The organism is Streptomyces sp. NPDC085524, assembly GCF_044541755.1.
In the GTDB taxonomy this organism is placed as follows: Bacteria; Actinomycetota; Actinomycetes; order Streptomycetales; family Streptomycetaceae; genus Streptomyces.
The window spans coordinates 39,950-60,659 of the sequence record NZ_JBITTH010000030.1 but is presented as its reverse complement, the minus strand read 5'-3'; the positions used below and the strand labels follow the sequence as shown (position 1 = coordinate 60,659).

The following is a 20,710-nucleotide window of genomic DNA, read 5'->3' as shown; positions in this document are numbered from 1 at the left end:
GCAGCTCAGCTGTTCCCATAGCGGTCGAGTTCATCGAAGAATCCGTTGATGAAAAGCAGTTCGCCGGACCGGTCGAGCTCGTCGTGGACGAACCGGCCGAGGGCCAGGTCGAGCACACCGAGGCCGAACGGGGAGAACACGAGCGTGCGGGCCGGATCGGGCCGGACCGCGCCGGTGAGCACGTCGTACAGCGTCCCCGTCAGGAAGTCCCGCCCGCCGGTGGCCTGTTCGGCCAGGTGCACCGAGGTGTTGGCTTTCAGGCAGTGCTCGACGTCGTCGACGACGTTCTCGGCCGACAGGACCACCTCCGGCGCCAGGTCGCGCAGGGACACGTTCAGCACGAGCGGCGCGTGCGCGAACCAGCCCGGGTCGGCCACGTACGGCTCCCCGGCGACGGTGGCGAAGACCACCAGGTCGCTGGCGCGGATCAGCTCCTCGGCGCTCTCGTGGACCACGGGCCGGCCCGAGTGGCCGCCGCCCGTCAGGTACCCGGTGAAGGCCCGGGCGTGGTCGGCCGACAGGTCGTGCACGCCGACCTCGTCGAACTCCCAGCCGGTCGCCGCCAGGTACGTGTGGATGAAGCGGGCGATGAGCCCCGTACCGACGAAGCCGACCCGGCGCGGGCGGTCGCCTCGGCCGCGGCTGAGCACGTCCGCGGCGAGGGCCGCCGAAGCGGCGGTGCGCGCCGCGCTGATCACCGAGGACTCCAGGCAGGCGAACGGGTATCCGGTGGCCTGGTCGTTGAGGATCAGGACGGCGGACGCCCTGGGCAGCCCCGAGGCGACGTTCGCCGGGAAACTGGAGATCCACTTCAGGCCGTCGACACCGGAGCGGTCACTGCCGAGCGAAGCCGGCAGGGCGATGATCCGGGAGTCGGGCCGGTCGGGGAAGCGCAGGAAGTAGGAGGGCGGATTGACCGTCTCCCCGCCGCCGTGCATCCGGTACGCGGCCTCCACCAGCTCCACGACCTGCTTCTCGCGGCCCCGGAGGACGGAGTTGACCTGCGCTCCCGGCACGACGGCGAAAGTGGGGCGCCCACCCTGCTCCGACTGCGACATCTGATCCACACACTCCCTGACACAGGCGATCCGGACACGCTCATCGTTGGGAACGGCGCTGACGCGGCACTGACCGCGAACTGACCCGCCAGGGGGTGTCCCGCCGGCCGTCCCGGCCCGCGCCCGGCCCCGGCCGCCGCCGTGCCGGGGCACGCCCCGGGCCCGGAGGCTGGTCAGTCCGGCGTCAGCACGCGGTCAGCCGAGCCCCATAGTTTGCGGCGCATGACCTCATTGGTGGCGGTGTCAAGCCATCTGCCGGGCACGGTTGCGGTGGATGCCCTCAAGGAACCCCTCGGTCTCGACGACCAGCAGGTACGCCGGTTCACGCGCCTCTACGGCCTCGACCGGATCTGCCACGCCCCCGACCAGCGGGAGGCCGAACTGCTGCTCGCGGCGGCCGGGAAGCTGGAGGGCCTGGCCGGCACGGAGGACCGGATCCGCTACGTGATCCGGGCCAAGGGCCTGCGCACCACGGCCCCGTACCCGGTCAGCCCGCTGCACGAGGTGCGCGACGCACTCGGACTGCGCCACGCCAGGACCTTCGCGGTCGCCGACCACGGCTGCGCCACCGGGCTGCTCGCCATCGACGTCGCCGGGATGCTCCTGGAGGCGGACGGCGACCCGGACGCGCTGGCCCTGGTCCTGGCGGGGGACAAGACCCTGACCCCGTTCTCGCAGTGGGTCGCCGACGTCTCGATCATGGGTGAGGCCACCGCCGCCGTCCTGGTCGGCCCGGGCGGCGACCGGGACCGGATGCTCGGCTACGCGGCCCGGCTGCACGGCCGCGAGGACGGCCTCATCGACCTGGTCGGCGACCTCGCGAAGGAAGCCGTACGCATCTACCAGGACGCCCTGGCCGAGGTCGTCGGGGCGGCCCTGGAACAGGCCGGGCTCACCATCGCCGACATCGACCTGGTCCTGCCGCACAACGTCAACCGGGTCTCGTGGACCGTCGCCGCCAAGAACCTCGGCATCCCGAACGACAAGATCTACCTCGGCAACATCGGGGCCACCGGCCACTCCTTCTGCGCGGACCCCTTCATCAACCACCGGTCCGCGACCGAACGCGGCCTCCTCAAGCCGGGCGACCACTACCTGATGACCTCGGCGGGACTCGGCCAGTCCTTCGCCGCGATGGTCTTCCAGCACTAGGGCGGACGAGATGAACGCGACAGGCACGACGGGCACGGCCGGCGCACCGCGCAGCGACTTCGGCAGCCGGCTCAAGCAGGCGGTCACCGGGGATTCCGGCACCCCGCTGGTGTTCCTCGGCAACTTCGAGGTCGAGGAGGTGTGGGCCCGCGGCGAGCACACCCTGCCCCGGTTCTCCGCCGCCTCCGGCAGCGCGGTGGTCAACCGCATGGACGAGTTCGCCCTGCTGCTGGCCGGCGAGGGCGACCACGTGGTGCTCAAGACGGCACCGGACCCGGACTACCTGGCGTACCTCAGGAGCCTCGGGCTGGCCCTGCCCACCCTCCACGTGGTGGCCGCCCAGGACTCCCAGCGCAACGTCACCCAGGACGTCCTGGCCGACCCGGCCCTGCTGGAGCGGCTGCGCGCACTCGCCGCCCAGGGCGCCCGGCTGCTCCCGCACGGGGTCTCCGTACTGGAGGAGGAACTGTCGCGGCAGACCGGACTGCCCCTGGCCGGCGCCGGCGCGGACCTCGCCAAGGCCGTCAACAGCAAGATCTACAGCCGCCGGGCCGCCGACGAACTGGGACTGCGCCAGCCCGCCGGCTGGACCTGCGAGAACGTCGACGAGCTCGCCGAGGCCCTCGGACACGCCCGGGACCTGATCGACCAGGGCCGGCGCACCGTGGTCAAGGAGGCCTTCGGGGTCTCCGGCAAGGGCATCGTCGTCCTGGAGAACAAGCGCTGGACCGAGCGCGTGCTGCGCATGGTCCGCCAGAGCGTCGAACGCTCCGGAGAGCCCCGGATCGCCTTCGTGGTCGAGGAGTGGGTGCCCCACCGCGGAGACCTGAACTACCAGTTCACCGTGGGCCGCGACCAGCAGGTGCACTTCGACTTCGTGAAGCGGGCCGTCACCGAGAACGGCGTCCACAAGGGCCACCGCTTCCCCGCCCACCTCACCGACGGCCAGCTGGTGGCCGTCCACGACGCCGCCCAGGCCCTCGGCAAGCGGCTCGCCGCCGACGGCTACACGGGCGTGGTCGGCGTGGACGCGCTGCTCGACGACGCCGACGGCATCTGGCCGGTCCTGGAGATCAACGCGCGCAACAACATGTCCACCTACCAGGTACGCCTCCAGGAACACCTGGTGGGCACCGGCCGCGTCGCGCTCGCCCGCCACTACCCGGTGCGCCTGGACCGGCCGCTGGGCTTCGCCCGGCTGCGCGAACTCCTCGGCGACCTGGTCCTGCCGGGCCCCGGCGGCTCCGGCCTGCTCGTCAACAACTTCGCGACCGTCAACGCCGGCAGCGGGGTCAACCCGGGCGAGCCGTTCGACGGCCGCCTCTACGGAATCCTGGTGGCCGCTTCGGCCGCCGAGCTGACCGCCCTCGACGAGGGCATCACCGCCCGGCTGGTGGCGGAAGGAGTGAGCAATGCCCGCTGAGTACACCCTGCAGGGGATCGGCATCACGGAACTCGCCGAGCGCTACGGCACCCCGCTGTACGTCTACGACGGCGACGGCCTGCGCGCCCGCATCACCTCGCTGCTGGACCGGCTGCACCCGCGGCTGGAGGTGTTCTTCTCGCTCAAGTCGAACCCGAACATCGCCGTGTGTGCACTGCTGCACGCCCACGGGGCCCGCGCCGAGATCTCGTCCATGACCGAGCTGGCCACCGCGCTCCGCGCCGGGGTCTCCCCCCGCGACATCATCTTCCTCGGCCCCGGCAAGAGCCGCACCGAACTCGCCGCCTGCCTCGACGAGGGCGTCTCCACCATCATCTGCGAGTCCTTCGGCGAACTGCGCCTCATCGACGAGCTGGCCGGCGAGCGCGGCACCACCGCGCGGGTCGCCCTGCGCGTCAACCCCGAGTTCGCCGTCAAGGGCTCCGGCCTGACCATGGGCGGCAAGCCCCGCCAGTTCGGCATCGACGAGGCCCAGCTGAGCGACCCGGCGGCACTCGCCGGCCTCACCCACGTCAGGCTCATGGGCGTCCAGGTGTACATGGGCACCCGCATCCTCAGCGAGGAGGCGATCGCCGAGAACACCGAGCGCATCCTCGAACTCGCCGAACGGGTCTCCGCCACGCTGGACTTCCCGCTGGAGCTGGTGGACATCGGCGGCGGCCTCGGCGTCGCCTACTTCGACAACGAGGACGACCTGGACTTCGGCGTGCTCGCCGACAGGATCAACCCCCTGATCGACAAGTTCGCCGCGGCCCACCCCGAGGCCCGCCTGGTGATGGAGCTCGGCCGCTACCTGACCGCCCCCTTCGGCACCTACGCCACCCGGGTCCGCTACGTGAAGACCTCCATGGGCGAGAACTTCGCGGTCGCCGACGGCGGCACCAACCACCACATGGCGGCCGTCGGCATCGGTTCCTTCGTCAAGCGCAACTTCCCCATGCGGCTGCTCAACCGCATCGACGAGCCGGCCACCGGCGAGTGGAACATCACCGGCCCGCTCTGCACCCCCAACGACACCCTCGGCAAGAAGGTGGCCCTGCCCGAGGTCCGCCCCGGCGACATCGTCGGCGTCGAACGCTCCGGCGCCTACGGCCCGAGCGCCTCGCCGGTGAACTTCCTCAGCCACGGCCACCCCGCCGAGGTCCTCGTGCTCGACGGCCGCGCCCACCTGGTGCGCGACCGCGACCGCCCCGACGACCTGCTGCGCAACCAGCACCTGCCCGACCACGACAGCCTCGCCCGGAAGGACATCACGCCATGACCGAAACCGCCCCCCTCGTGAGCGACGCGGAGCGCACCAGGGTCACCACGACCATCGCCCTCTCCCTCGGCGAGGTCCTCGGTCACGAGATCCCCGGGCTGACGGAGGAGTCCCGCCTCTTCGACCAGGTCGGACTCGACTCCAGCGGGGTCTTCGAGCTCCTGATGGCCCTGGAGGAGAACCTCGGCATCGAACTGGACACCGACCAGCTGGAGATGGCCCACTTCGAGTCGGTGCGCACCCTCGCCGACTTCCTGCTCGCCGAGATGGGCGCGTAGCCGTGTACAAGACGCCCGCGCCTCCCGTGGGCGCGCCCGCCCCCCGAGCCGCGGACAGGGCGCCGGACGCACCGCTCGACCCCGGGGCCGACGCCCTCCCCCTGTGGCTGGAGCGCGTGGTGCACCGGGAGTTCCCGGCCGGCTCCGGCCGGATCGACGACGCCTTCTCCGCCCGGCACTTCACCGACGTGGCCGGAGCGTACGGCCGCGACTACCGCCCGGACCTGGCCCCCTCCGGAGCCGGGAACACCTTCGCGGCGATGTCCCGGGCCCTGGTGGAGTCGGCCGGTCTGGACCGGGAGCCGGTCGGCGTGGCGATCGCCGCGCACGCCACCCCCGACCTCGACTGCCGTTACGCCGCCGCCACCTACCTCTCCGAGGCCTGGCCGCACGGGCCGCTGTCCTTCGGGGTCTCCGAACAGGGCACCGCCGCACCGTTCGCGGCGCTGCGGCTGGCCGCCGCATACGTGAAGCGCGGCGGGCTGCGCAAGGCGCTCGTCCTGGTGCTGGACCAGGCGACGCTGCCCTACGAGACGGGCGCCGGGCTCGGCGGCGACGCCGGGGCGGCCCTGCTCCTGTCGGCGCAGCCGGTGGCGGGCGCTGCGCGGCCGCTCGTACGGCACACCCCCGGGGTGGCCGTGGAGGACGTACGGTCCCTGCTGGCGGGCCAGCTGGCGCCGTTCGGGCCGGACGTCCTCGTGGCGGCCGGGCCCGGGATCGACCCGGGCCGGGACCTGCCGGCCGGCACCGGCGCGGTCCGGGAGACCGGCAAGGGGTTCCCGTGCACGGCACTGTGGGCGGCCCACGCGGCCCACGCGGCCCACGTCGCCGGTCCCGACGCCGGGCGGCCGCTGGTCCTGGTCGACCACGACCCGGTCTCGGGCGACCTCGGAGTCTGCGTGACGGGGGCCGTGACCGGGGCCGTGGACGGCGCCGGGGAGCGGCCGCGATGACAGCCGGTCCGGGGCCCGCCGGAGCGGTCTGGCACCGGATCGCCCGGGACGAGGGCCTCGCGCCCGCCCTCACCGCGCTCTGCGCCGCCGTACTGCCGGGCCGGCTGCCCCTGGGGCCGCACGGCCACGGAGCGGTGTCCCGGGAGATGCTGCTCAAGGCGGAGAGCGCCTGGTACGCCGGGCGGCCTGGGCCGCTGGACCCCGGCGGGCCCGAGGTCCTGCGCACGGAGCAGCTGCCCGGGGGCGAGCTCGTGATGGTGCGCCAGGAGGTGCCGACCGGTGCCGAGTACGGGCCCGGAGGGGCCGGCACGGACTGGTCGGCGGGACTGCTGTGGGTGCGTCTCGGGCTCTCGGAGGCGCTGCGGGAGCGGGTGGTGGCCCACCTGACCGGCCGCACCACGGGTGACGTCCCCCTGATCCGGCAGCAGTTGGTGAAGGCGGCCGTGGCCGACGCCCTCGTCGACCACCTGGAGATCCGGGCCGTGCTCACCGACGCCATGCCCGGGGAGCTGAATCCGGCCGCCGTCGAAGACCTGCACCGGCAGCTGACGGCCACCGACCGGGCCCAGGTCAAACTGCTCGGCGCATCCGGCTATCTGGCCGACGGGCCGGGCCAGACGGGTTATGTGTCGGAGCTGGTGGCCGAGGCGTACGCGATGGCCGGAAGGGCCGAGGAACCGCAGCTCACGCGCGCGTCCGCGGCCGGAGGAAGATGCTGGTAGACACCGGCGCCTGAGCTGTTCCGGGGCCGGGGTGTGAAACACGCACCCCGGCCCTTTTTCACGCCCCGGCGCCGGAGGGGCGAATTCCGGACAGTTCTCGGCACGGCCCCCCGCCCGGTTGACGGCTACAACTATCACCTGTCACTCTCGACTTACAGGTAATAGCGCGGGCTTTCATATCTCGTGACGCGAGCCCCGACCGGGAGACGCAGGAGTGGAAGTGGACGAGACAAGCAGGGACAAGCGGTTAACGGTCCGACTGGCCGCCTGGAGCGCACGCCACCCGTGGCGCGCGATGGCGGGCTGGCTGGTCCTCGTGGTCGTCTGCCTCGCGGCCGGCGCGATGTCCGGGACGCGGCAGGCGGACAGCGTGGACTACCGGGTCGGCGAGGCCGGCCGGGCCGAGCTCATCGCCGAACAGGGCGGGATCCTCGACCCGCTGAAGGAGTACGTGGTCATCACCCCGGCCGGCGCCGGCGGCGCGCCGCTTGACCGCGGCGCGGCCGAGGCGGCCGGCCGGGACACCGTCTCCCGCATGACCGGAGCCCCCTCCGTCGGCGAGGTCGGCGCCCCGCAGTGGTCCCCGTCCGGACAGGCCCTGCTGGTCCCCTTCACGGTCGAGGGCGCGGACTCCGCGGTCTCCGCCGACATCCCCGCACTGCTGGAGCGCACCCGGTCCGTGCAGCAGGCCCACCCCGAGGTCAAGGTGGCGCAGACCGGCCACTTCTCGATGGGCAAGGGCGTCTCCGAGTCGATGGGCAAGGACCTCGCCGTCGCCGAGCGGATCACCCTCCCGCTCACCCTCGTCATCCTGATGGCCGTGTTCGGCGCCGTCGTCGCCGCCGGGGTCCCGGTGCTGCTGGCGCTCTCCGCGGTCGCCGCGGCCATGGGCCTGTCCCAGCTCTTCTCCCACGTCTTCCCGAGCGTCGGCGCCAACAACAGCCTGATCCTGCTGATGGGCATGGCCGTGGGCGTCGACTACTCGCTGCTGTTCATCAAGCGGGTCCGCGAGGAGCACGCCCGCTCCGGGGGCCGGCTCTCGCAGGAGGCCGCCGTACGGATCGCCGCCGCCACCGCGGGACGCACCGTCATCGTCTCCGGCTTCGCCGTGATGGTCTCGCTGGCCGCCCTGTTCGTCGTCGGCGACGTGGTCTTCTCCTCCCTCGCCGTCAGCTCCATCACCGTCGTCGCCATCGTCATGGCCGCGACCCTGACCGTGCTGCCCGCCCTCCTGGTCAAGCTCGGCCGGGCCCTGGACCGGCCACGGCTGCCGCTGCTGGGCCGCCTCGCCGACCGCTCCGCCGCCTCCGCCGCCGGGTCCGGCGGCCCCGGCCGGGTCTGGAAGCGGCTGCTCGGCCCCGCGACCCGCCGTCCGCTGGCCACCCTGATCGCCGGAGTCGCGCTGATCGCCGGACTGGCGCTGCCCGCCCTCGGCATGCAGCTGTCCTCCACCGAGGTCAGCACGCTGCCCAAGGTCGAGGCCGTACAGGCCCGGGACCGCATGATCGACCAGTTCCCCTCCGAGGGCGCCTCCTACCTCGTGGCCCTCAAGGCCGTCGGCGAGGGCACCGCCGACACGGCCGCGCAGGCCGCCGACAGCCTCGTCCGGGCCGCCGGCACCGAACCGCTGCTGCGCTCCGACGAGGTCCCGGCCCTGCGCACCTCCGCCGACGGCCGCACGGTCACCATCCTGCTGCACACCGCCTACGCCATCGACTCAGAAGCCGCCCGCCAGACCCTGGACCTCGTACGCGGCACCCTCGTCCCGGCCGCCCTCGCAGCACACCCGGGCACCGACGCGGCCGTCTCCGGCGACGTCGCCCGCAACGCCGACGTGCTGGCCCACCAGATGGACGCACTGCCCTGGGTGATCGGCGCGGTGCTCCTCCTCAGCCTGGCGGTCATGTTCCTCGCCTTCCGCTCCGTCGTGATCGCGCTGGTCTCCACCCTGCTCAACGTGGCCTCGGCGGCCGGCGCACTCGGACTGCTCGTCCTGGTCTTCCAGTCCGACTGGATGCAGGACCGGCTCGGCTACACCTCCGACGGCTTCATCGTCTCCCGCGTGCCGCTGTTCCTCTTCGTGATCCTCTTCGGACTCTCCACCGACTACAACGTGTTCATGGTCAGCCGGATCAAGGAGGCGGTGGCCGAGGGCCGTACGGCCGCGCAGGCGGTACTCGAGGGCATCGGCCGCTCCGGGTCCGTGGTCACGGGCGGCGCCGTCGTCATGGTCTCCGTCTTCGCCAGCTTCGTCTTCACCAACCTGCTGGAGATGAAGCAGCTCGGCTTCGGCCTGTGCGTCGCGGTCCTCCTGGACGTCCTGGTCGTCCGGATCCTGATCCTCCCGGCCCTCCTCAACCTCCTCACCCCCCTCCTCTGGTGGCCGGCCCATACCGCGCCGCGCCGGGGTGGCCGGACCCGCACCACCGGGGCCGCCCTCACCCGGACCGCGCACTGAGAGCCCGCCCGGCAAGGCCCCGGGGACCGTCGGCAGACGGTCTCCAGGGGTCTTTGTCATAAGTGGGCCACACCGAGGAGGAGTACCCCTGGCATCGTCTGGTGCGGGTGGCGTCGGCCCGCGCTCGCCGCGCATCACGCCGCTCCGGGGCGCCCGGCCGCCGTGGTGGTATCGGCGGCCCATCGCCGTCGTGGTCGCCACCGCAAGCCGGTGCGCGCCCTGAAACACCACGGCCGTCGTGCCGGTCCCAGGCCGTGGTGGGCGCACCGAGTGATTGAAATGGCGTGGCTGAGGCAGGTGGGTGCTTGAGCGAGGCGCCCGTACACCGGAACCGTGTGCGCGCCGAGTTGGGCACACCTTCTGTGGCTGAGGCCGAGGGGGAGAGGTCGTGGAGGGCCGGCATGGTCAACCCGGCGCGCGCAGTCACGGAAGTCGATGCCACTTCAAAGAAGGAGCGCCTTTCTGATCTGCGCCTTCGCTGTTGATATGCGCAGCCCTGCTTCACACTACGGAGGGGTAATGAGTCCCCCAGTTGCACACAAGGGCCCCACGCCCGCTTCCGCCGACCGCCGGAACAGGCAAGCCCGGAAACGAGAAATCGAGGTTCGCATCGTGGAAGTAAGTGTGAAGCCAAGCTTCTCACTTGATAGCGTTTGGGTGTGGCAACGAGAAGCAGCGCACGTATGCGTGCGACGCGTACCCGCGTCCAGGTCGCAGAGGCCGTCGCGTCCCTCATTCAGCCTGGCGAGTCGGCTGACATCACCATTCGAAGAAGAGGCTCGTACACCATGCTCGTCATCACGGACGCAGCCATGAACGGCGAGGACACCGGCCCCATCCACGTCGTCATCAGCCTGGACTTCCTGCGCCATCTGCCCGACTACAAAATCGGCTCGCTGGCCAAGGACGCCTTCTGGAAGATCGTGGGCGCGCTCGCCGAGACCGACGAGAACGGCCGCTACCCGCACATGAACGAGAACGGCGAGGTGGCCATCAAGCAGGACGAGCTGGCCGCCGCCCTCGGGGTCAGCCGCCGCTCCATCAACACCGCCGTGGGGCAGTTGATGGAGCGCTCGTTCATCTGGAAGTCCGGGCGCGGCCGCTACCAGATCCACCCGTACATCCTCTTCTTCGGGACCTCCACGGCGCAGGCGCGGGCCATCGGCTACGCCGAAGCGAAGCGGAAGGACGGACACCTCCCGCCCATCCCCCGTCCCGGCGCGGTCATCGCCCACCAGATCGGCGAGGACGGCGTGACGGACATCATCGCCTGACCTCAGCCCGTTCGGCCCCCTGCGCCCCAGTGGCCCAGGGGGCCGACGCGTCGCTGAAGCTCGCCAAGCGAGGCCGCCCGGTGGAGCGGTCAGCAGTGACCTGGCCGTGGGCGACGGTTGCCCGTCAGAACAGCGCCTCTCTCAGTGATCCGCTGGACATGAATGGCGAGGGCGCCGAGGGCTTCCTTCTCCGGTCCGTAGACGGGCGGACCTCTACCTCCAACCTTCGAGGGAGACCTCCGGACCTCCCGCAAGGTACCGGTGGAGGGCGCTTGAGGTGGTGTCCACGAATTCCTCGGGGATGGAATCGGTGTCGACCCAACAGACTTGCGAGTGCTTGTGCGGTTCGCGGTTTTCGGGTTCGCCGGTCCATTCGTGGGCGGCGAAGACGACGGTGAGGAAGCCGTTGGGGGCTTCGACGCCCCAGGCACCGTGGATGATGTGGGCGACCTTGAGCGACTCGGGCTTCACTGTGAGGCCGGTCTCCTCGTAGAGCTCGCGGACCGCGGTCTCGGTGATGGGCTCACCCGGCTCGCTCTTGCCGACGGGTAGGTCCCACATGCCCTGGGCGAACTTGGCGTTCTCGCTGCGCTGGAGGAGGACGACGCGGTTGGCGGCCTTGTCATGGACGATGACCGCGGCGACCAGCAGGGTCATGGATTCGAGCGCCGGCTTCAGGGCCTTCGGCTGATCGCCGGTCTGCTGGGCCACGGTGTTCCCTTCGTCGGACGGGTTGTTGGGCATGTTAGGCGAGGGCCTCGCAGGCGCGGCGGGCCAGATCGGCGGCACCGGGAACGCGGCGGCGCTGGTAGACCGCGAGCGTGGAGCGGATCGAGGTGATCGCCTTGCGGGTGCGGTCTGAGGTCATGCCCTCCATGAGGACCAGGGCCTGGGTCCAGGCGGCGACCGCCTCGTCGGCGCGGGCCTGGGCAGCGAGGCTGTCGCCGAGGTCGGCGTGAGTGAGGGCGTGGACCCGCTTGTACTTCTCGGGGTCCCAGCGGGTTAGGGCATCGCGGTGCTGCTGCTCAGTTCCGATGTGGTCGGCGAGATCGGTCAGGGTGCGGGCGGTGTGGCTGGCCACGGTGCCGGCAGCGGGGCCGCTGACGCAGGAGTAGCTGGGCTGGGGGCCGTCGTCGCGGAGGAGCGCGCCTTCGGCGGCGAGCAGGGCGCGTGCGGCCAATGGGTTCTCGTTGGTGGCTGCGTAGGCGCGGGCGTGGGTGATGTGGAGCAGGGCCTCGGTCTGGCCGTCGACGTGGCCGAGACCTGCGCGTAGGGCGCCTTCGACGAGGTCTACGCAGTGGTGGGGCTGTTTGAGGCTGAGAGCCTGGTGGGCGAGGGCGCGCATCATCCAGGCGGCGTGGCCGTGGGGGTCGGCTTCGCAGGCGAGCTTGTAGCCGACCTGGTAGTAGCGCTGGGCAGCGCCTTCCTGGCCGAGGTCGTGGTGCTTCCACCCTGCGAGATAGGCGAGTTCGGCGACGGCGCCGAAGGCTGTTCGGCGTAAGGCATCGCTGGGGAAGCGTCCACGCAGCATGGGGGCGGCTGTGTCGGCGAGGTACGCCGTGACGGTAGTAAGGCCGTGCCCGCCACCGAGGCGCTCGTCGGCGGCGCTGAAGGCCGCGGTGATCTGCCGTACGACGTCCACGTCCTCCGCGCCGACCAGGGACGTGCCGGTGCGGGCGCGCAGCATGCGGGCAGTGGCTTCGTGGTCGTAGCCGAGCGGCATGGCGACGCCGGCGGTGGTGAAGGCCGCGATGGCGAGGAAGCGGCGGCGCTCGACGTCGGCCCGGCCCAGGTCGGTGACCGCGAGGACGGGGTCGGCTTCCATCGGCGCTTCGTCATCGCCGGCCTGGAGGCCGATCTCGGTCTGGGTGATCGTGCGCCCCGCTCGGCGGGACAGTGCCTCGGCCAGGTACTGACCTACCCGGCCGGACGGGGCGCGGGTGCCGTTCGCCCAGTGCGAGATGGCCGACTTGTTGGTCTGGAGGATCTCGCCGTTCTCGGCCGCGATACGTCGCACGTCTCTGGCGAGGGCCTCGTAGGTGCAGTCGACCGCCGCGATGACGTCGCGCAGACGGGAGTTGGGTTCTCTCGGCGCCGCCACGATCGCCTCCACTCCGGAGCTGTAAACCGCGTATACCGCTTCAACTGCCTTCCACCGTACCCACTGAGCGTGACCACCGGTTCACTTATCAGCAGCCGCCCGGAACGGCGCGACCGTGATCCAGGCTCCCCCTTGGTCTGGGCGGCACCCCGAAGTTCCGTACGCCCACACCGGGCTCGGGCATTCCTGTGCCCGAACCTGGCCGATCAGAGACGGAGACACGGTGACCACCATCGACACCACGGCCATCACGGTCGAGCTGCCCGAGGCGTTCGACCCGCGCTGGAGCCGCCTGCCCGGCATCCAGGTCGACGGCCGGCGCATCACGATCAACCCGGCCGAGTACTTCTTCCGCTTCGAGTCCAACACCTGGCTCGTCGCCGACTGGGAGCTGGTCAAGTCCCAGCTCCTGGACGTGGACGAGACGACCGAGAGCGCGGTCGAGCAGCTCGCGCTCGACTTCATCAAGCAGCACGGGGAGTCCACCTCCGACGCGGCCCGTGTCCTGGCCACCGCGTACGAGGTGTACGTGTACCTCTTCCGCGACGAGCACCTGGCCGGCCTCGGCCTGCCGCAGATCACCGCCGACCACCTGCGGATGCTCCGCGAGGCGGCCACGCTCATGGCGCTCAACAAGGTCGAGTTGGACGGGCACATCTCCAACGTCGGCCCGTGCTGGTTCTTCCCCGCCGCCACCTCCGTCGTCTTCGACCTGGACGACGAGATGGACGGGATGCTCGACGAGGTCTACCACGGCGGCTGGTTCAACGAGCACCGCCGGATCGAGTCCATCAAGGCCCACGCCGCCCTCGGCGGCCGACTCGTGCACGGCTGCCAGTCCGTGCCGGACCAGTCCGGCGGCGTGGTCGCGCCCTACGGTGCCTCGATGGCGAACTTCCGCGACGACCTCGCCGCGTTCAAGGCGGGCTGGATCGAGCAGGTCTACGCCCGCCGCGTGAACCCCGCCGCGTGACCCACCCGATCAGGCTCCGGGGTGGGCCGGCTTCTCTCGCCTGCCCCGGACGCCACCACCCCTCCCCGGAGCCCTCACGTGACCACGAATCCCAGTGCCGAACTCCTCGACAACCTGCTCACCGCGACCGGCCGGACCACCGCCGTACGGGAGGAGGTACGCGTGTGGTCCATGTCCGGCGTCGAGCGCGTGACCTTCCCCGACGGCTCCACGGCGATCTTCAAGTACGCCAAGAAGCCCTTCGACAGCGAGGACCAGGCCCTCCGGCTGGCCCAGACCCTTGGCGTTCCCGTTCCCCAGGTCCACGCCTCAGCCGTTCTGGACGGCTGGCTCGGCATGGTCATGGAGGACCTCGGACCCTCCGTCCGCGAGGCCGATGACCTCGACGGCGTCGCCGCGGCCGTGATTCTGCACAGCACCCGTACGGCTCCGCCCTCGCCCGTTCTCGACCAGGACCGGCTGCGCACACTGCCGGCCCGGGCACTGGAGCATCTCGAACGGCTGCGCAAGGCCGACCGGTGGCAGGACGCCGACGACGTCGAGGACGCGCTCGACCGGATCGCCCGGGCAGCTGAGGCCCGCTCGGCTGGAGCAACATTGGCGCCCTTCGGCTGGGTGCACTCCGAGTTCCACCCCACCAGCCTCCACATCGGTGAGCGCGGCTGGCGGCTGCTCGACTTCGCCCGCGCCTTCACCGGCCCCGGCCTGCTCGATCTCGCCAGCTGGCACGGCACCATCGAACCCCCGCACACTGTGCGCCTGCGCGTGTTCCTGGAGCAGTACGTCACCGCCGGCGGCACCCCCGACGCCCTCGCCCCGCGCGGCGGGCTCACTGCCGAGAGCTGGGCCCTGGGCTGGCACCGCATGTGGGCCGTCGAGTGGTTCATGGAGCAGGCCATCCGTTGGATTAACGACCCGGCCACCGACCCCGCCTACATTAAGGCCGTTCGCCGCCACCTCACCGACGTCCTCCACCTCCTGGAGATCTGACGTGCTCGCCCAGGCATCCCCATGGCACGCCCACGCCATCCAGCGCACCGCCACCGGACTCGCCGAACCTCTCTCCGTACCCACCCGGATGGAGTGGACCACGAGACCCAGCCAAGGGCCTGGAGCCGACGTCCTCGGCCCCGACCTGCGCGGCAAGCGACTCCTGGAACTCGGCTGCGGCCCTGGCCACAACGCAGCCCACCTTGCTACCCGCCATGGCGCCCATGTCACCGGCGTCGACCTGGTCGGCCTCCAAGTCCGCCGCGCGCGCTCCCACTACGGACGGCTGAACAGCCTCACCTTCGCCGCCGGCCACGCCCTGCACTACCTGCACGCCTCCGACGAGCAGTTCGACGCGGTCTACTCCGTCTTCGGTGCCGTCGGCCTCGTCGCCCCCGAGCTCCTGCTCCCGGCCATCGCCCAGCGCCTCACACCCGGGCGAGTGCTGGCCTTCTCTGTCCCCCACCCACAGCGCGGCGGTCGAAGCCCCTCCGGCGACGACCGGCCCCGCCGCGACTTCGTCACCCTGCCCGACCGCACTCGGCTCCCCATCGCCCGATGGGAGTTCGACACCGACCGTTGGGAGAGGCACCTCAGCCGGGCGGGCTTCTGGCTCGCTTCGGCCCAGGAGTTCAACGACCCCCGCATGGGCCACTGGCCCGCCACCCTGCTGGTCCGCGCACGCAAGCTCTGACCAGCCATTCGCCCCGGATTCCCCCGGAGGAACCGATGCGCCCGCCCTACCTGCTCCTCGACATCGACGGTGTCCTCATACCCTTCCCAACCGCAGACGGCTCGACCCCGGCCACGCACGCCCGCCACGACGTCGTCCCCACCGGCTGCAACGCCGACAACCCGGTCACCGTCTGGCTCAACCCCGCCCACGGCCCCATGCTCATGGATGTCATCCGCACCGGTCTGGTCACGCCGGTCTGGTGCACCAGCTGGCGCCAGGACGCCACCACCCTCATCGGGCCCCTCCTGGGCCTTCCGGACCTGCCGTACGTCGACCTGCCGCGCCCCCAGATCGCCACCAGCCACCCCAACGGCTACCTGTGGAAGCGCGACCACGTCGACGCCTGGTTGGCAGAGGCCCCCGTCGTCTGGATCGACGACGACTTCACCGGTCTCGACCATGCCTGGGCGGCGGAGCGCACCGCCAAGGGAAGGGCGACCCTCATCGTGCAGCCCGACCCACACCTCGGGCTGCAGCCCGGGCACTTGACCGAGGTCACGACGTGGGTCGCGCAGTTACCCCTAGCTCGGGCCGCCTGACGACTGATGCCCTCGCTGCCATGGGCAGCGAGGGCATCAGGGTGTGCTGCGGGCTCTGCCCGCCTGTGATGGTTTCTCAGCTTTGACCAGCCCCGAGGAGTACGCCATCGGGGCGGGCTCGCGCGTGCAGATGAAGGACTTCACCTCTCCGGGGCCGGAGGCCCACCCGTGCACCGATGTACGGCCCTACGACCGCCGGCCGACCGCCGTGCGACGGTCCCCGGGGCCTTTTCGTCCCTCTTGATCCGGGCTCGTGAGGATCTCACGGCGCCGCCCTACCGGCACCGGACCACGGCCTGCGCGTCCGCCTAGCCGCCAATGGCTCAATGACAGCAGGCCGCACCGTCCCACAGCCGCCGCGGCCGGAAATCTCGGGGGAGACACCATGGAAGTGCAGTTGCTGGGAACGGCCACCGTCGTATGCGGGGACGTGCGCCGCCCCATCGCGTCGAAGCGGGTGCGCACCGTGCTGGCCCTGCTGTCCCTGCCCCCGTGCACCCCTATGACCGCCGAACAGCTGATGGAGGAGCTGTGGGGCGGCGAGGAACTGGAGAACATGCGCAACGCCCTGCAGGCCAACGTCCTGCGGCTGCGCAAGATACTCGGCGCGCTGACCGGCCGGCGCGGCGACGAGATCCTCTGCACCGTCAACGGCGGCTACATGCTCGACCTGCCGAGGCACACCGTCGACGCCCAGCACTTCCTGGACCTGGCCGTACGCGGCTCCGCACTGGTGCGCTCCGACCCGTCCGAGGCCGTGCGGCTGCTGGAGGAGGGGCTGCTCCTGTGGCGCGGGCCCGCGCTCCTCGACATGTACGAAGGGCCGCGGCTCCAACTGGAGGCGGCCCATCTGGAGGAGCAGCGGCTGTGCGCGCGCGAGGACCTCATCGCCGCCAAGCTCGGCACCGGCGACGAACGCGGGGTCATCTTCGAACTGCGCCGGCTGACGTCACAGCACCCCGGGCGGGAGCGGTTCAGCGAACAGCTCATGCTCGCCCTGTACCGGGACGGCAGGCAGACCGAGGCCCTCGACGTCTTCCACCGCACCCGGCGGTGGCTGGTCGAGGAGCTCGGTCTGGAGCCCGGCCGCAATCTGTCGAGGATCTACCAGTCGATCCTCACTCAGGACGCAGTGCTGCTGAACTGACCGGCGGATCGAACCTCCGCCGGGAAGGGCGCGTCCCGGTCGATCCGGCCCGACAGGTACCCCTGGAAGAGGTTGAGCCGCTGCATGTGGCCGGTCCCCTCCAGGAACTCCATGGCCCGCGCGTCGCGCGCCAGCTTGTCCAGCAGCGGGTGCTCCAGCCTGGCGCCCGGCCCGAAGAAGGCACAGGCCCGGCGGGTCGCGTCCTCGGCGAGCTGGGCGGCCCGCACCTTCGCGGCCGACGCGAGGTGGCCGTTCTGGCCGTCCCGGTCCACCGCGGCCGCCGCCCGGTGCACGAGCTTGCGGGTCCCGGTGATCCGGCGGCCCAGCTCGTCCAGCCGGTCCCGCTCGGCCCGGCCCAGCGCCCGCCGGTTGGCCAGTACGTACGTGTGCGCCGCGCGGGCGATGCCCAGCGCGATCGCCGCCACGCCCGGCCGCAGCCGGTTGAAGGTCTGCACGAACGCCCAGGTACCGCGCCGGGTGGCGGACAGGTGCCGGCCCAGCACGTCCTCCTCGCGGATCCGCACGGAGTCCAGCTCGATCGAGCTGATCATCGCCCCGCGCAGCCCGATCATCGGCAGCGCCTCGGCCCGGAAACCCGGGTCCCCGGTGTCGGCCAGGACGGCGGTCACCCCGAGCGGGCCCGGACCCGTACGGGCGAAGACCACCGACAGCTGGGCACGGGCCGCGTTGCCCACGTACCGCTTGGCGCCGTCCAGGACGAAGCCGCCCTCCGGGGACGGGGTGAGGCGGGTGGTGAGCCCGCCGGCGTCCGAACCGCGGTCCGGTTCGGTCAGCGCGAAGCAGGTCCACAGCGGCTCGGCGGTCATCCGGCCGTAGAACCGCTCCTTCTGCGCGCGGTCGGCCAGTACGTCGACCAGCACCCCGGCCAGCAGCGGCCCGGGGGAGGCGACCAGCATGCCCGCGTCGGCGCAGGCCAGCTCCTCCATGATGACCGCGCGCTCCAGGGCGAGTTCGCCGCGGAAGCGGTGGCCGCCGATGGGCTCCGGGTCGTTGCCGTACTCCGCCGGGATGCCCATCGTCGCCAGGTAGCGCACGGCCGGCAGGTCGAGGTACCGGCGGATCGCCTCGGCGTCCGCGTCGATCTCCAGGGCGTGCTCGCGGAAGTCGTGGCCCCACTCCTGGAACTGGCGCCGCAGGATGTTCAGGCGCTCGTCGGCGATGATCATCCGCAGCCGCCCGCGTGTCCGTCGTCGGTGGAGCGCGCGCCCAGCCCGACGGCGGCCGGCACCGGCGCGGGAAGCTCCCGGGCCGGGACGAGCTTCGCGCGGATGTGCGCGGCGAACTCCGCCAGCCGGTCCAGTCCCCAGAACCGGCTGAACCGGTGCACGAAGAACGGGACGCCGAACACCCCGTCCTCCTCGATGTCCAGGAGCAGCCGCACGCCCTCGGCGCGCAGCCCCGGATCCTCGCTCGCACCCGCCAGGGCGCCGGGGTCCAGCCCCAGCTCCACGGCGATCCGCGCGATCACCGCCGGGTCGCAGATGTCCTGCCCCCGCTCCCAGCGGGCCCGGTACGCGGCCGCGATGAACGCGGACCCGGCCCCCTCGCGCAGCGCCACCAGATAGGCCAGGTGCGGGACCTCCCACACCGGGTCCCGGTCCACCGGCCAGGTCAGCGCGATCCCGCGCTCCTTGGCGATCCGGCCGACGTCCTGGAGGACGTACATGTGCTTGGCCCGGGACATCGGCGTGTACGGGAAGGACCCGCCGGCCTCGGCGAGCAGCTGCGCGCTGCGCTCGTCGGGCTCGAAGAACGGCCGCCACTCGACGGCGCCGGCCACGTCGGGGTAGCGCTCCAGCAGCTCGCGGTAGGCGAGCCAGGAGTACGGGCTGCGCAGGGAGAAGTAGAAGCGGGGGACCCGCTTGGCACCGGCCATCAGAGCACCAGCCCGCCGTCCACCCCGAACACCTGCCCGGTGACGTACGACGCCCGGTCGGACACCAGGAAGGACACCATGTCGGCGATCTCCTCGGGCCTGCCGAACCGGCCGAGCGGGATCCGCTCGGCCAGCCTGTCACCGGCCGTGTCGGACAGCGCCGCCGTCATGTCGGTCTCGATGAACCCGGGGGCCACCGCGTTGACGCGGATGCCGCGCGGGGCGACCTCCTTGGCGAGCGCCTTGGAGAAGCCGATGATCCCGGCCTTGGAGGCCGCGTAGTTGGTCTGCGTGGCGTTGCCGTACACGCCGGCCACCGAGGACATCGTCACCAGGGTGCCCGTCCCGCGCTTCATCATCGCGAAGACCGCCGCGCGGCACACGTTGTACGTGCCGTCGAGGTTGACCCGCAGCACGTCCTGCCAGGACTTCTCGTCGAGCATGATCAGCGGGTTGTCGCGCACGATGCCCGCCGAGGACACCACGGCGTGGACGGGGCCGAACTCCTTCTCGGTGGCCTTGACGAAGGACTGCACCTCGGACTGGACGGACACGTCGAGCCGCCGGGAGAAGACCGCGGCCCCGGCCGCCTCCGCCTCCTCGGCCGCCTGCCGGGCCGCCTCCTCGTTGGACTGGTAGCAGAACGCCACGTCGTAGCCGTCGGCGGCGAGCCGGGCCACCACACTGCGGCCGATGCCCCGCGACCCTCCCGTCACCAGCGCGACGCGCCTGCTGTCTGTCGACATCATGACCTCTCGGGGGTAGTGGTGTTCACGTGCGCCGGCGCGAGGACCTCCGCGCCGCGCAGCGCCAGCGTCAGCTGTCCGACCTCCAGGACCGGGGCGCCGGCCACGGTGCTGCGGCCGGTGACGATCACCGTGTCGCCGAGGTCGCGGACCATCTCGACCTCGTGCACCAGCACCGACCCGGGCAGCACGGGCGCGAGCGACCGGGCGCCCCTGACCCCCGCCAGCAGTGCCACCTGCCCGGCCAGTACGTCCGGGTTGGGCTTCTCCCAGCAGGCCAGCAGCACCGCGGACTGCGCCCAGGACTCCAGCAGCCGGCCCAGTGGGTAGGCGTACTCCTCCTCGGCGGCGTGCGCGGGGACCTCGCGGTAACAGGCCTCGGCCAGGCTGACCGCCTTGTGCGCGACCAGCCGCCGGCCCGGCTCGACCTCGACGACCCGGTCCACCAGCAGCGCCGGGGGGCGGTGCGGGATGACGGCGGCGATCGGGGCGGTTCCAGTCACGTGCTCTCCTGCGTGCGATGCGTCTGCGGTTCCGTCTGCGTCTCCGCCTGCGGTTCTGCCTGCGGGTAGTGGAGCCGGATCTCGGCCGCGGGCCGTGCGTCCGCCGAAACGGTCGCCCCGGCCCGCACGCCGTCCCCGTCCCGGGTGATGTGCGCCTCGACGACGACCTCCTCGCCCGGCCGGACCGGGCTGAGGAAGCGGGCCTTCTCCACGACGACCGGCCGGTGGGCGGGCCCGGGAACGGCGCCCGCCACCAGGTCGTGGACGTAACCCACCAGGCTGAACCCCGGTACGAGCGGGAAGCCCGGGTAGTGCCCGGCCAGGAACGGGTCGTCGGCGCCGACGGTCACCGTGCCGCGGACCACCGGTGCGGCGGCGCCCTCGGGCTCCCGTTCCGCAGCCGTGTCCGCGGCGGCCCCCGGCACGCCGGCGTCCTGCGCCGCGGCCATGACCAGTGCTTGCTCCAGCATCATGGTGT

General features: G+C 71.8%; 21 protein-coding genes. 13 read left to right on the top strand and 8 right to left on the bottom strand.

The window, feature by feature from the left end; translation table 11 throughout:
• Window positions 1-5: 5 nt before the first annotated feature.
• Window positions 6-1,058, bottom strand: a complete 1,053-nt coding sequence (sbnB, locus tag ACIGFK_RS34700; RefSeq protein ID WP_376655338.1) for a 2,3-diaminopropionate biosynthesis protein SbnB — start codon at window positions 1,056-1,058, stop codon at window positions 6-8.
• 222 nt (window positions 1,059-1,280) lie between these two features.
• Here sbnB and ACIGFK_RS34695 point away from each other — a divergent pair, with 222 nt between their 5' ends.
• The 8 genes from ACIGFK_RS34695 to ACIGFK_RS34660 all read left to right on the top strand — a co-directional run bounded on the left by ACIGFK_RS34695 (window position 1,281) and on the right by ACIGFK_RS34660 (window position 10,600).
• Window positions 1,281-2,210: a 3-oxoacyl-[acyl-carrier-protein] synthase III C-terminal domain-containing protein gene (locus tag ACIGFK_RS34695; RefSeq protein ID WP_376655337.1), complete on the top strand. Its 930-nt coding sequence runs from the start codon at window positions 1,281-1,283 to the stop codon at window positions 2,208-2,210.
• 10 nt (window positions 2,211-2,220) lie between these two features.
• Window positions 2,221-3,633, top strand: coding sequence for an ATP-grasp domain-containing protein (locus ACIGFK_RS34690; protein ID WP_400055045.1), 1,413 nt, complete (start codon window positions 2,221-2,223; stop codon window positions 3,631-3,633).
• Window positions 3,623-4,915, top strand: coding sequence for a type III PLP-dependent enzyme (locus ACIGFK_RS34685; RefSeq protein ID WP_376655335.1), 1,293 nt, complete (start codon window positions 3,623-3,625; stop codon window positions 4,913-4,915). The genes ACIGFK_RS34690 and ACIGFK_RS34685 overlap by 11 nt, the downstream gene beginning before the upstream one ends.
• Complete coding sequence (locus tag ACIGFK_RS34680) at window positions 4,912-5,193, top strand: acyl carrier protein (RefSeq protein ID WP_376655334.1); 282 nt, start codon at window positions 4,912-4,914, stop codon at window positions 5,191-5,193. Before ACIGFK_RS34685 ends, ACIGFK_RS34680 begins: the two co-directional genes overlap by 4 nt.
• 2 nt (window positions 5,194-5,195) lie before the next feature.
• Entirely contained in the window at window positions 5,196-6,146 is a 951-nt protein-coding gene (locus ACIGFK_RS34675) for a hypothetical protein (RefSeq protein ID WP_376655333.1), read from the top strand.
• Entirely contained in the window at window positions 6,143-6,868 is a 726-nt protein-coding gene (locus ACIGFK_RS34670; protein ID WP_400055043.1) for a hypothetical protein, read from the top strand. The genes ACIGFK_RS34675 and ACIGFK_RS34670 overlap by 4 nt, the downstream gene beginning before the upstream one ends.
• Window positions 6,869-7,163: 295 nt before the next feature.
• Window positions 7,164-9,326 (top strand): MMPL family transporter, encoded by a 2,163-nt coding sequence (locus ACIGFK_RS34665; protein WP_400055041.1) that lies wholly within the window; start codon window positions 7,164-7,166, stop codon window positions 9,324-9,326.
• A 788-nt stretch (window positions 9,327-10,114) separates the two neighbouring features.
• A complete protein-coding gene (locus ACIGFK_RS34660; protein WP_376655330.1) occupies window positions 10,115-10,600 on the top strand; it encodes a replication/maintenance protein RepL in 486 nt (161 codons plus the stop codon).
• Window positions 10,601-10,813: 213 nt separating this feature from the next.
• Here the strand turns inward: ACIGFK_RS34660 and ACIGFK_RS34655 are convergent, their stop codons facing one another.
• Both ACIGFK_RS34655 and ACIGFK_RS34650 read right to left on the bottom strand, forming a co-directional pair.
• On the bottom strand, window positions 10,814-11,344 hold the full coding sequence (locus tag ACIGFK_RS34655; RefSeq protein WP_376655329.1) for an NUDIX domain-containing protein: 531 nt from the start codon (window positions 11,342-11,344) through the stop codon (window positions 10,814-10,816).
• 1 nt (window position 11,345) lies between these two features.
• On the bottom strand, window positions 11,346-12,701 hold the full coding sequence (locus tag ACIGFK_RS34650; RefSeq protein WP_376655328.1) for a tetratricopeptide repeat protein: 1,356 nt from the start codon (window positions 12,699-12,701) through the stop codon (window positions 11,346-11,348).
• Window positions 12,702-12,924: 223 nt separating this feature from the next.
• Here ACIGFK_RS34650 and ACIGFK_RS34645 point away from each other — a divergent pair, with 223 nt between their 5' ends.
• The 5 genes from ACIGFK_RS34645 to ACIGFK_RS34625 all read left to right on the top strand — a co-directional run bounded on the left by ACIGFK_RS34645 (window position 12,925) and on the right by ACIGFK_RS34625 (window position 17,086).
• Window positions 12,925-13,674 carry a hypothetical protein gene (locus ACIGFK_RS34645; protein WP_400055039.1) on the top strand — a complete coding sequence of 250 codons (750 nt, stop codon included), beginning with the start codon at window positions 12,925-12,927 and terminating at the stop codon, window positions 13,672-13,674.
• Window positions 13,675-13,752: 78 nt separating this feature from the next.
• The gene (locus ACIGFK_RS34640) at window positions 13,753-14,664 is read left to right on the top strand and encodes a phosphotransferase family protein (RefSeq protein WP_400055037.1); all 912 of its coding nucleotides are present in this window, start codon (window positions 13,753-13,755) and stop codon (window positions 14,662-14,664) included.
• A gap of 1 nt (window position 14,665) precedes the next feature.
• The gene (locus ACIGFK_RS34635) at window positions 14,666-15,358 is read left to right on the top strand and encodes a class I SAM-dependent methyltransferase (RefSeq protein WP_376655325.1); all 693 of its coding nucleotides are present in this window, start codon (window positions 14,666-14,668) and stop codon (window positions 15,356-15,358) included.
• 35 nt (window positions 15,359-15,393) lie between these two features.
• Window positions 15,394-15,939 (top strand): HAD domain-containing protein, encoded by a 546-nt coding sequence (locus ACIGFK_RS34630; RefSeq protein ID WP_400055035.1) that lies wholly within the window; start codon window positions 15,394-15,396, stop codon window positions 15,937-15,939.
• 385 nt (window positions 15,940-16,324) lie between these two features.
• Window positions 16,325-17,086, top strand: a complete 762-nt coding sequence (locus tag ACIGFK_RS34625; RefSeq protein WP_376655323.1) for a BTAD domain-containing putative transcriptional regulator — start codon at window positions 16,325-16,327, stop codon at window positions 17,084-17,086.
• On the opposite strand, the gene ACIGFK_RS34620 is transcribed toward ACIGFK_RS34625, so the two are convergent.
• The 5 genes from ACIGFK_RS34620 to ACIGFK_RS34600 are packed head-to-tail and all read right to left on the bottom strand — an operon-like array spanning window position 17,062 to window position 20,705.
• Entirely contained in the window at window positions 17,062-18,273 is a 1,212-nt protein-coding gene (locus ACIGFK_RS34620; protein ID WP_376655322.1) for an acyl-CoA dehydrogenase family protein, read from the bottom strand. The two genes, ACIGFK_RS34625 and ACIGFK_RS34620, sit on opposite strands and share 25 nt — an antisense overlap.
• Window positions 18,270-18,983: a 2-hydroxychromene-2-carboxylate isomerase gene (locus ACIGFK_RS34615; RefSeq protein ID WP_376655321.1), complete on the bottom strand. Its 714-nt coding sequence runs from the start codon at window positions 18,981-18,983 to the stop codon at window positions 18,270-18,272. Before ACIGFK_RS34615 ends, ACIGFK_RS34620 begins: the two co-directional genes overlap by 4 nt.
• The gene (gene fabG, locus ACIGFK_RS34610) at window positions 18,983-19,729 is read right to left on the bottom strand and encodes a 3-oxoacyl-[acyl-carrier-protein] reductase (protein ID WP_376655367.1); all 747 of its coding nucleotides are present in this window, start codon (window positions 19,727-19,729) and stop codon (window positions 18,983-18,985) included. Before fabG ends, ACIGFK_RS34615 begins: the two co-directional genes overlap by 1 nt.
• A complete protein-coding gene (locus tag ACIGFK_RS34605; protein WP_376655320.1) occupies window positions 19,729-20,232 on the bottom strand; it encodes a 3-hydroxyacyl-ACP dehydratase FabZ family protein in 504 nt (167 codons plus the stop codon). The genes fabG and ACIGFK_RS34605 overlap by 1 nt, the downstream gene beginning before the upstream one ends.
• Entirely contained in the window at window positions 20,229-20,705 is a 477-nt protein-coding gene (locus ACIGFK_RS34600) for a hypothetical protein (RefSeq protein ID WP_400055033.1), read from the bottom strand. The genes ACIGFK_RS34605 and ACIGFK_RS34600 overlap by 4 nt, the downstream gene beginning before the upstream one ends.
• Window positions 20,706-20,710 lie beyond the last annotated feature (5 nt).

What these genes read in the sequence shown, in the direction of transcription:
- ACIGFK_RS34695 (WP_376655337.1), top strand. Translation starts at nt 1,281, where the DNA reads ATGACCTCATTGGTGGCGGTGTCAAGCCATCTGCCGGGCACGGTTGCG.
- ACIGFK_RS34620 (WP_376655322.1), bottom strand. Translation starts at nt 18,273, where the DNA reads ATGATCATCGCCGACGAGCGCCTGAACATCCTGCGGCGCCAGTTCCAG.
- ACIGFK_RS34615 (WP_376655321.1), bottom strand. Translation starts at nt 18,983, where the DNA reads ATGGCCGGTGCCAAGCGGGTCCCCCGCTTCTACTTCTCCCTGCGCAGC.
- ACIGFK_RS34670 (WP_400055043.1), top strand. Translation starts at nt 6,143, where the DNA reads ATGACAGCCGGTCCGGGGCCCGCCGGAGCGGTCTGGCACCGGATCGCC.
- sbnB (WP_376655338.1), bottom strand. Translation starts at nt 1,058, where the DNA reads ATGTCGCAGTCGGAGCAGGGTGGGCGCCCCACTTTCGCCGTCGTGCCG.
- ACIGFK_RS34665 (WP_400055041.1), top strand. Translation starts at nt 7,164, where the DNA reads ATGGCGGGCTGGCTGGTCCTCGTGGTCGTCTGCCTCGCGGCCGGCGCG.
- ACIGFK_RS34630 (WP_400055035.1), top strand. Translation starts at nt 15,394, where the DNA reads ATGCGCCCGCCCTACCTGCTCCTCGACATCGACGGTGTCCTCATACCC.
- fabG (WP_376655367.1), bottom strand. Translation starts at nt 19,729, where the DNA reads ATGTCGACAGACAGCAGGCGCGTCGCGCTGGTGACGGGAGGGTCGCGG.
- ACIGFK_RS34655 (WP_376655329.1), bottom strand. Translation starts at nt 11,344, where the DNA reads ATGCCCAACAACCCGTCCGACGAAGGGAACACCGTGGCCCAGCAGACC.
- ACIGFK_RS34600 (WP_400055033.1), bottom strand. Translation starts at nt 20,705, where the DNA reads ATGATGCTGGAGCAAGCACTGGTCATGGCCGCGGCGCAGGACGCCGGC.
- ACIGFK_RS34660 (WP_376655330.1), top strand. Translation starts at nt 10,115, where the DNA reads ATGCTCGTCATCACGGACGCAGCCATGAACGGCGAGGACACCGGCCCC.
- ACIGFK_RS34690 (WP_400055045.1), top strand. Translation starts at nt 2,221, where the DNA reads ATGAACGCGACAGGCACGACGGGCACGGCCGGCGCACCGCGCAGCGAC.
- ACIGFK_RS34625 (WP_376655323.1), top strand. Translation starts at nt 16,325, where the DNA reads ATGGAAGTGCAGTTGCTGGGAACGGCCACCGTCGTATGCGGGGACGTG.
- ACIGFK_RS34685 (WP_376655335.1), top strand. Translation starts at nt 3,623, where the DNA reads ATGCCCGCTGAGTACACCCTGCAGGGGATCGGCATCACGGAACTCGCC.
- ACIGFK_RS34680 (WP_376655334.1), top strand. Translation starts at nt 4,912, where the DNA reads ATGACCGAAACCGCCCCCCTCGTGAGCGACGCGGAGCGCACCAGGGTC.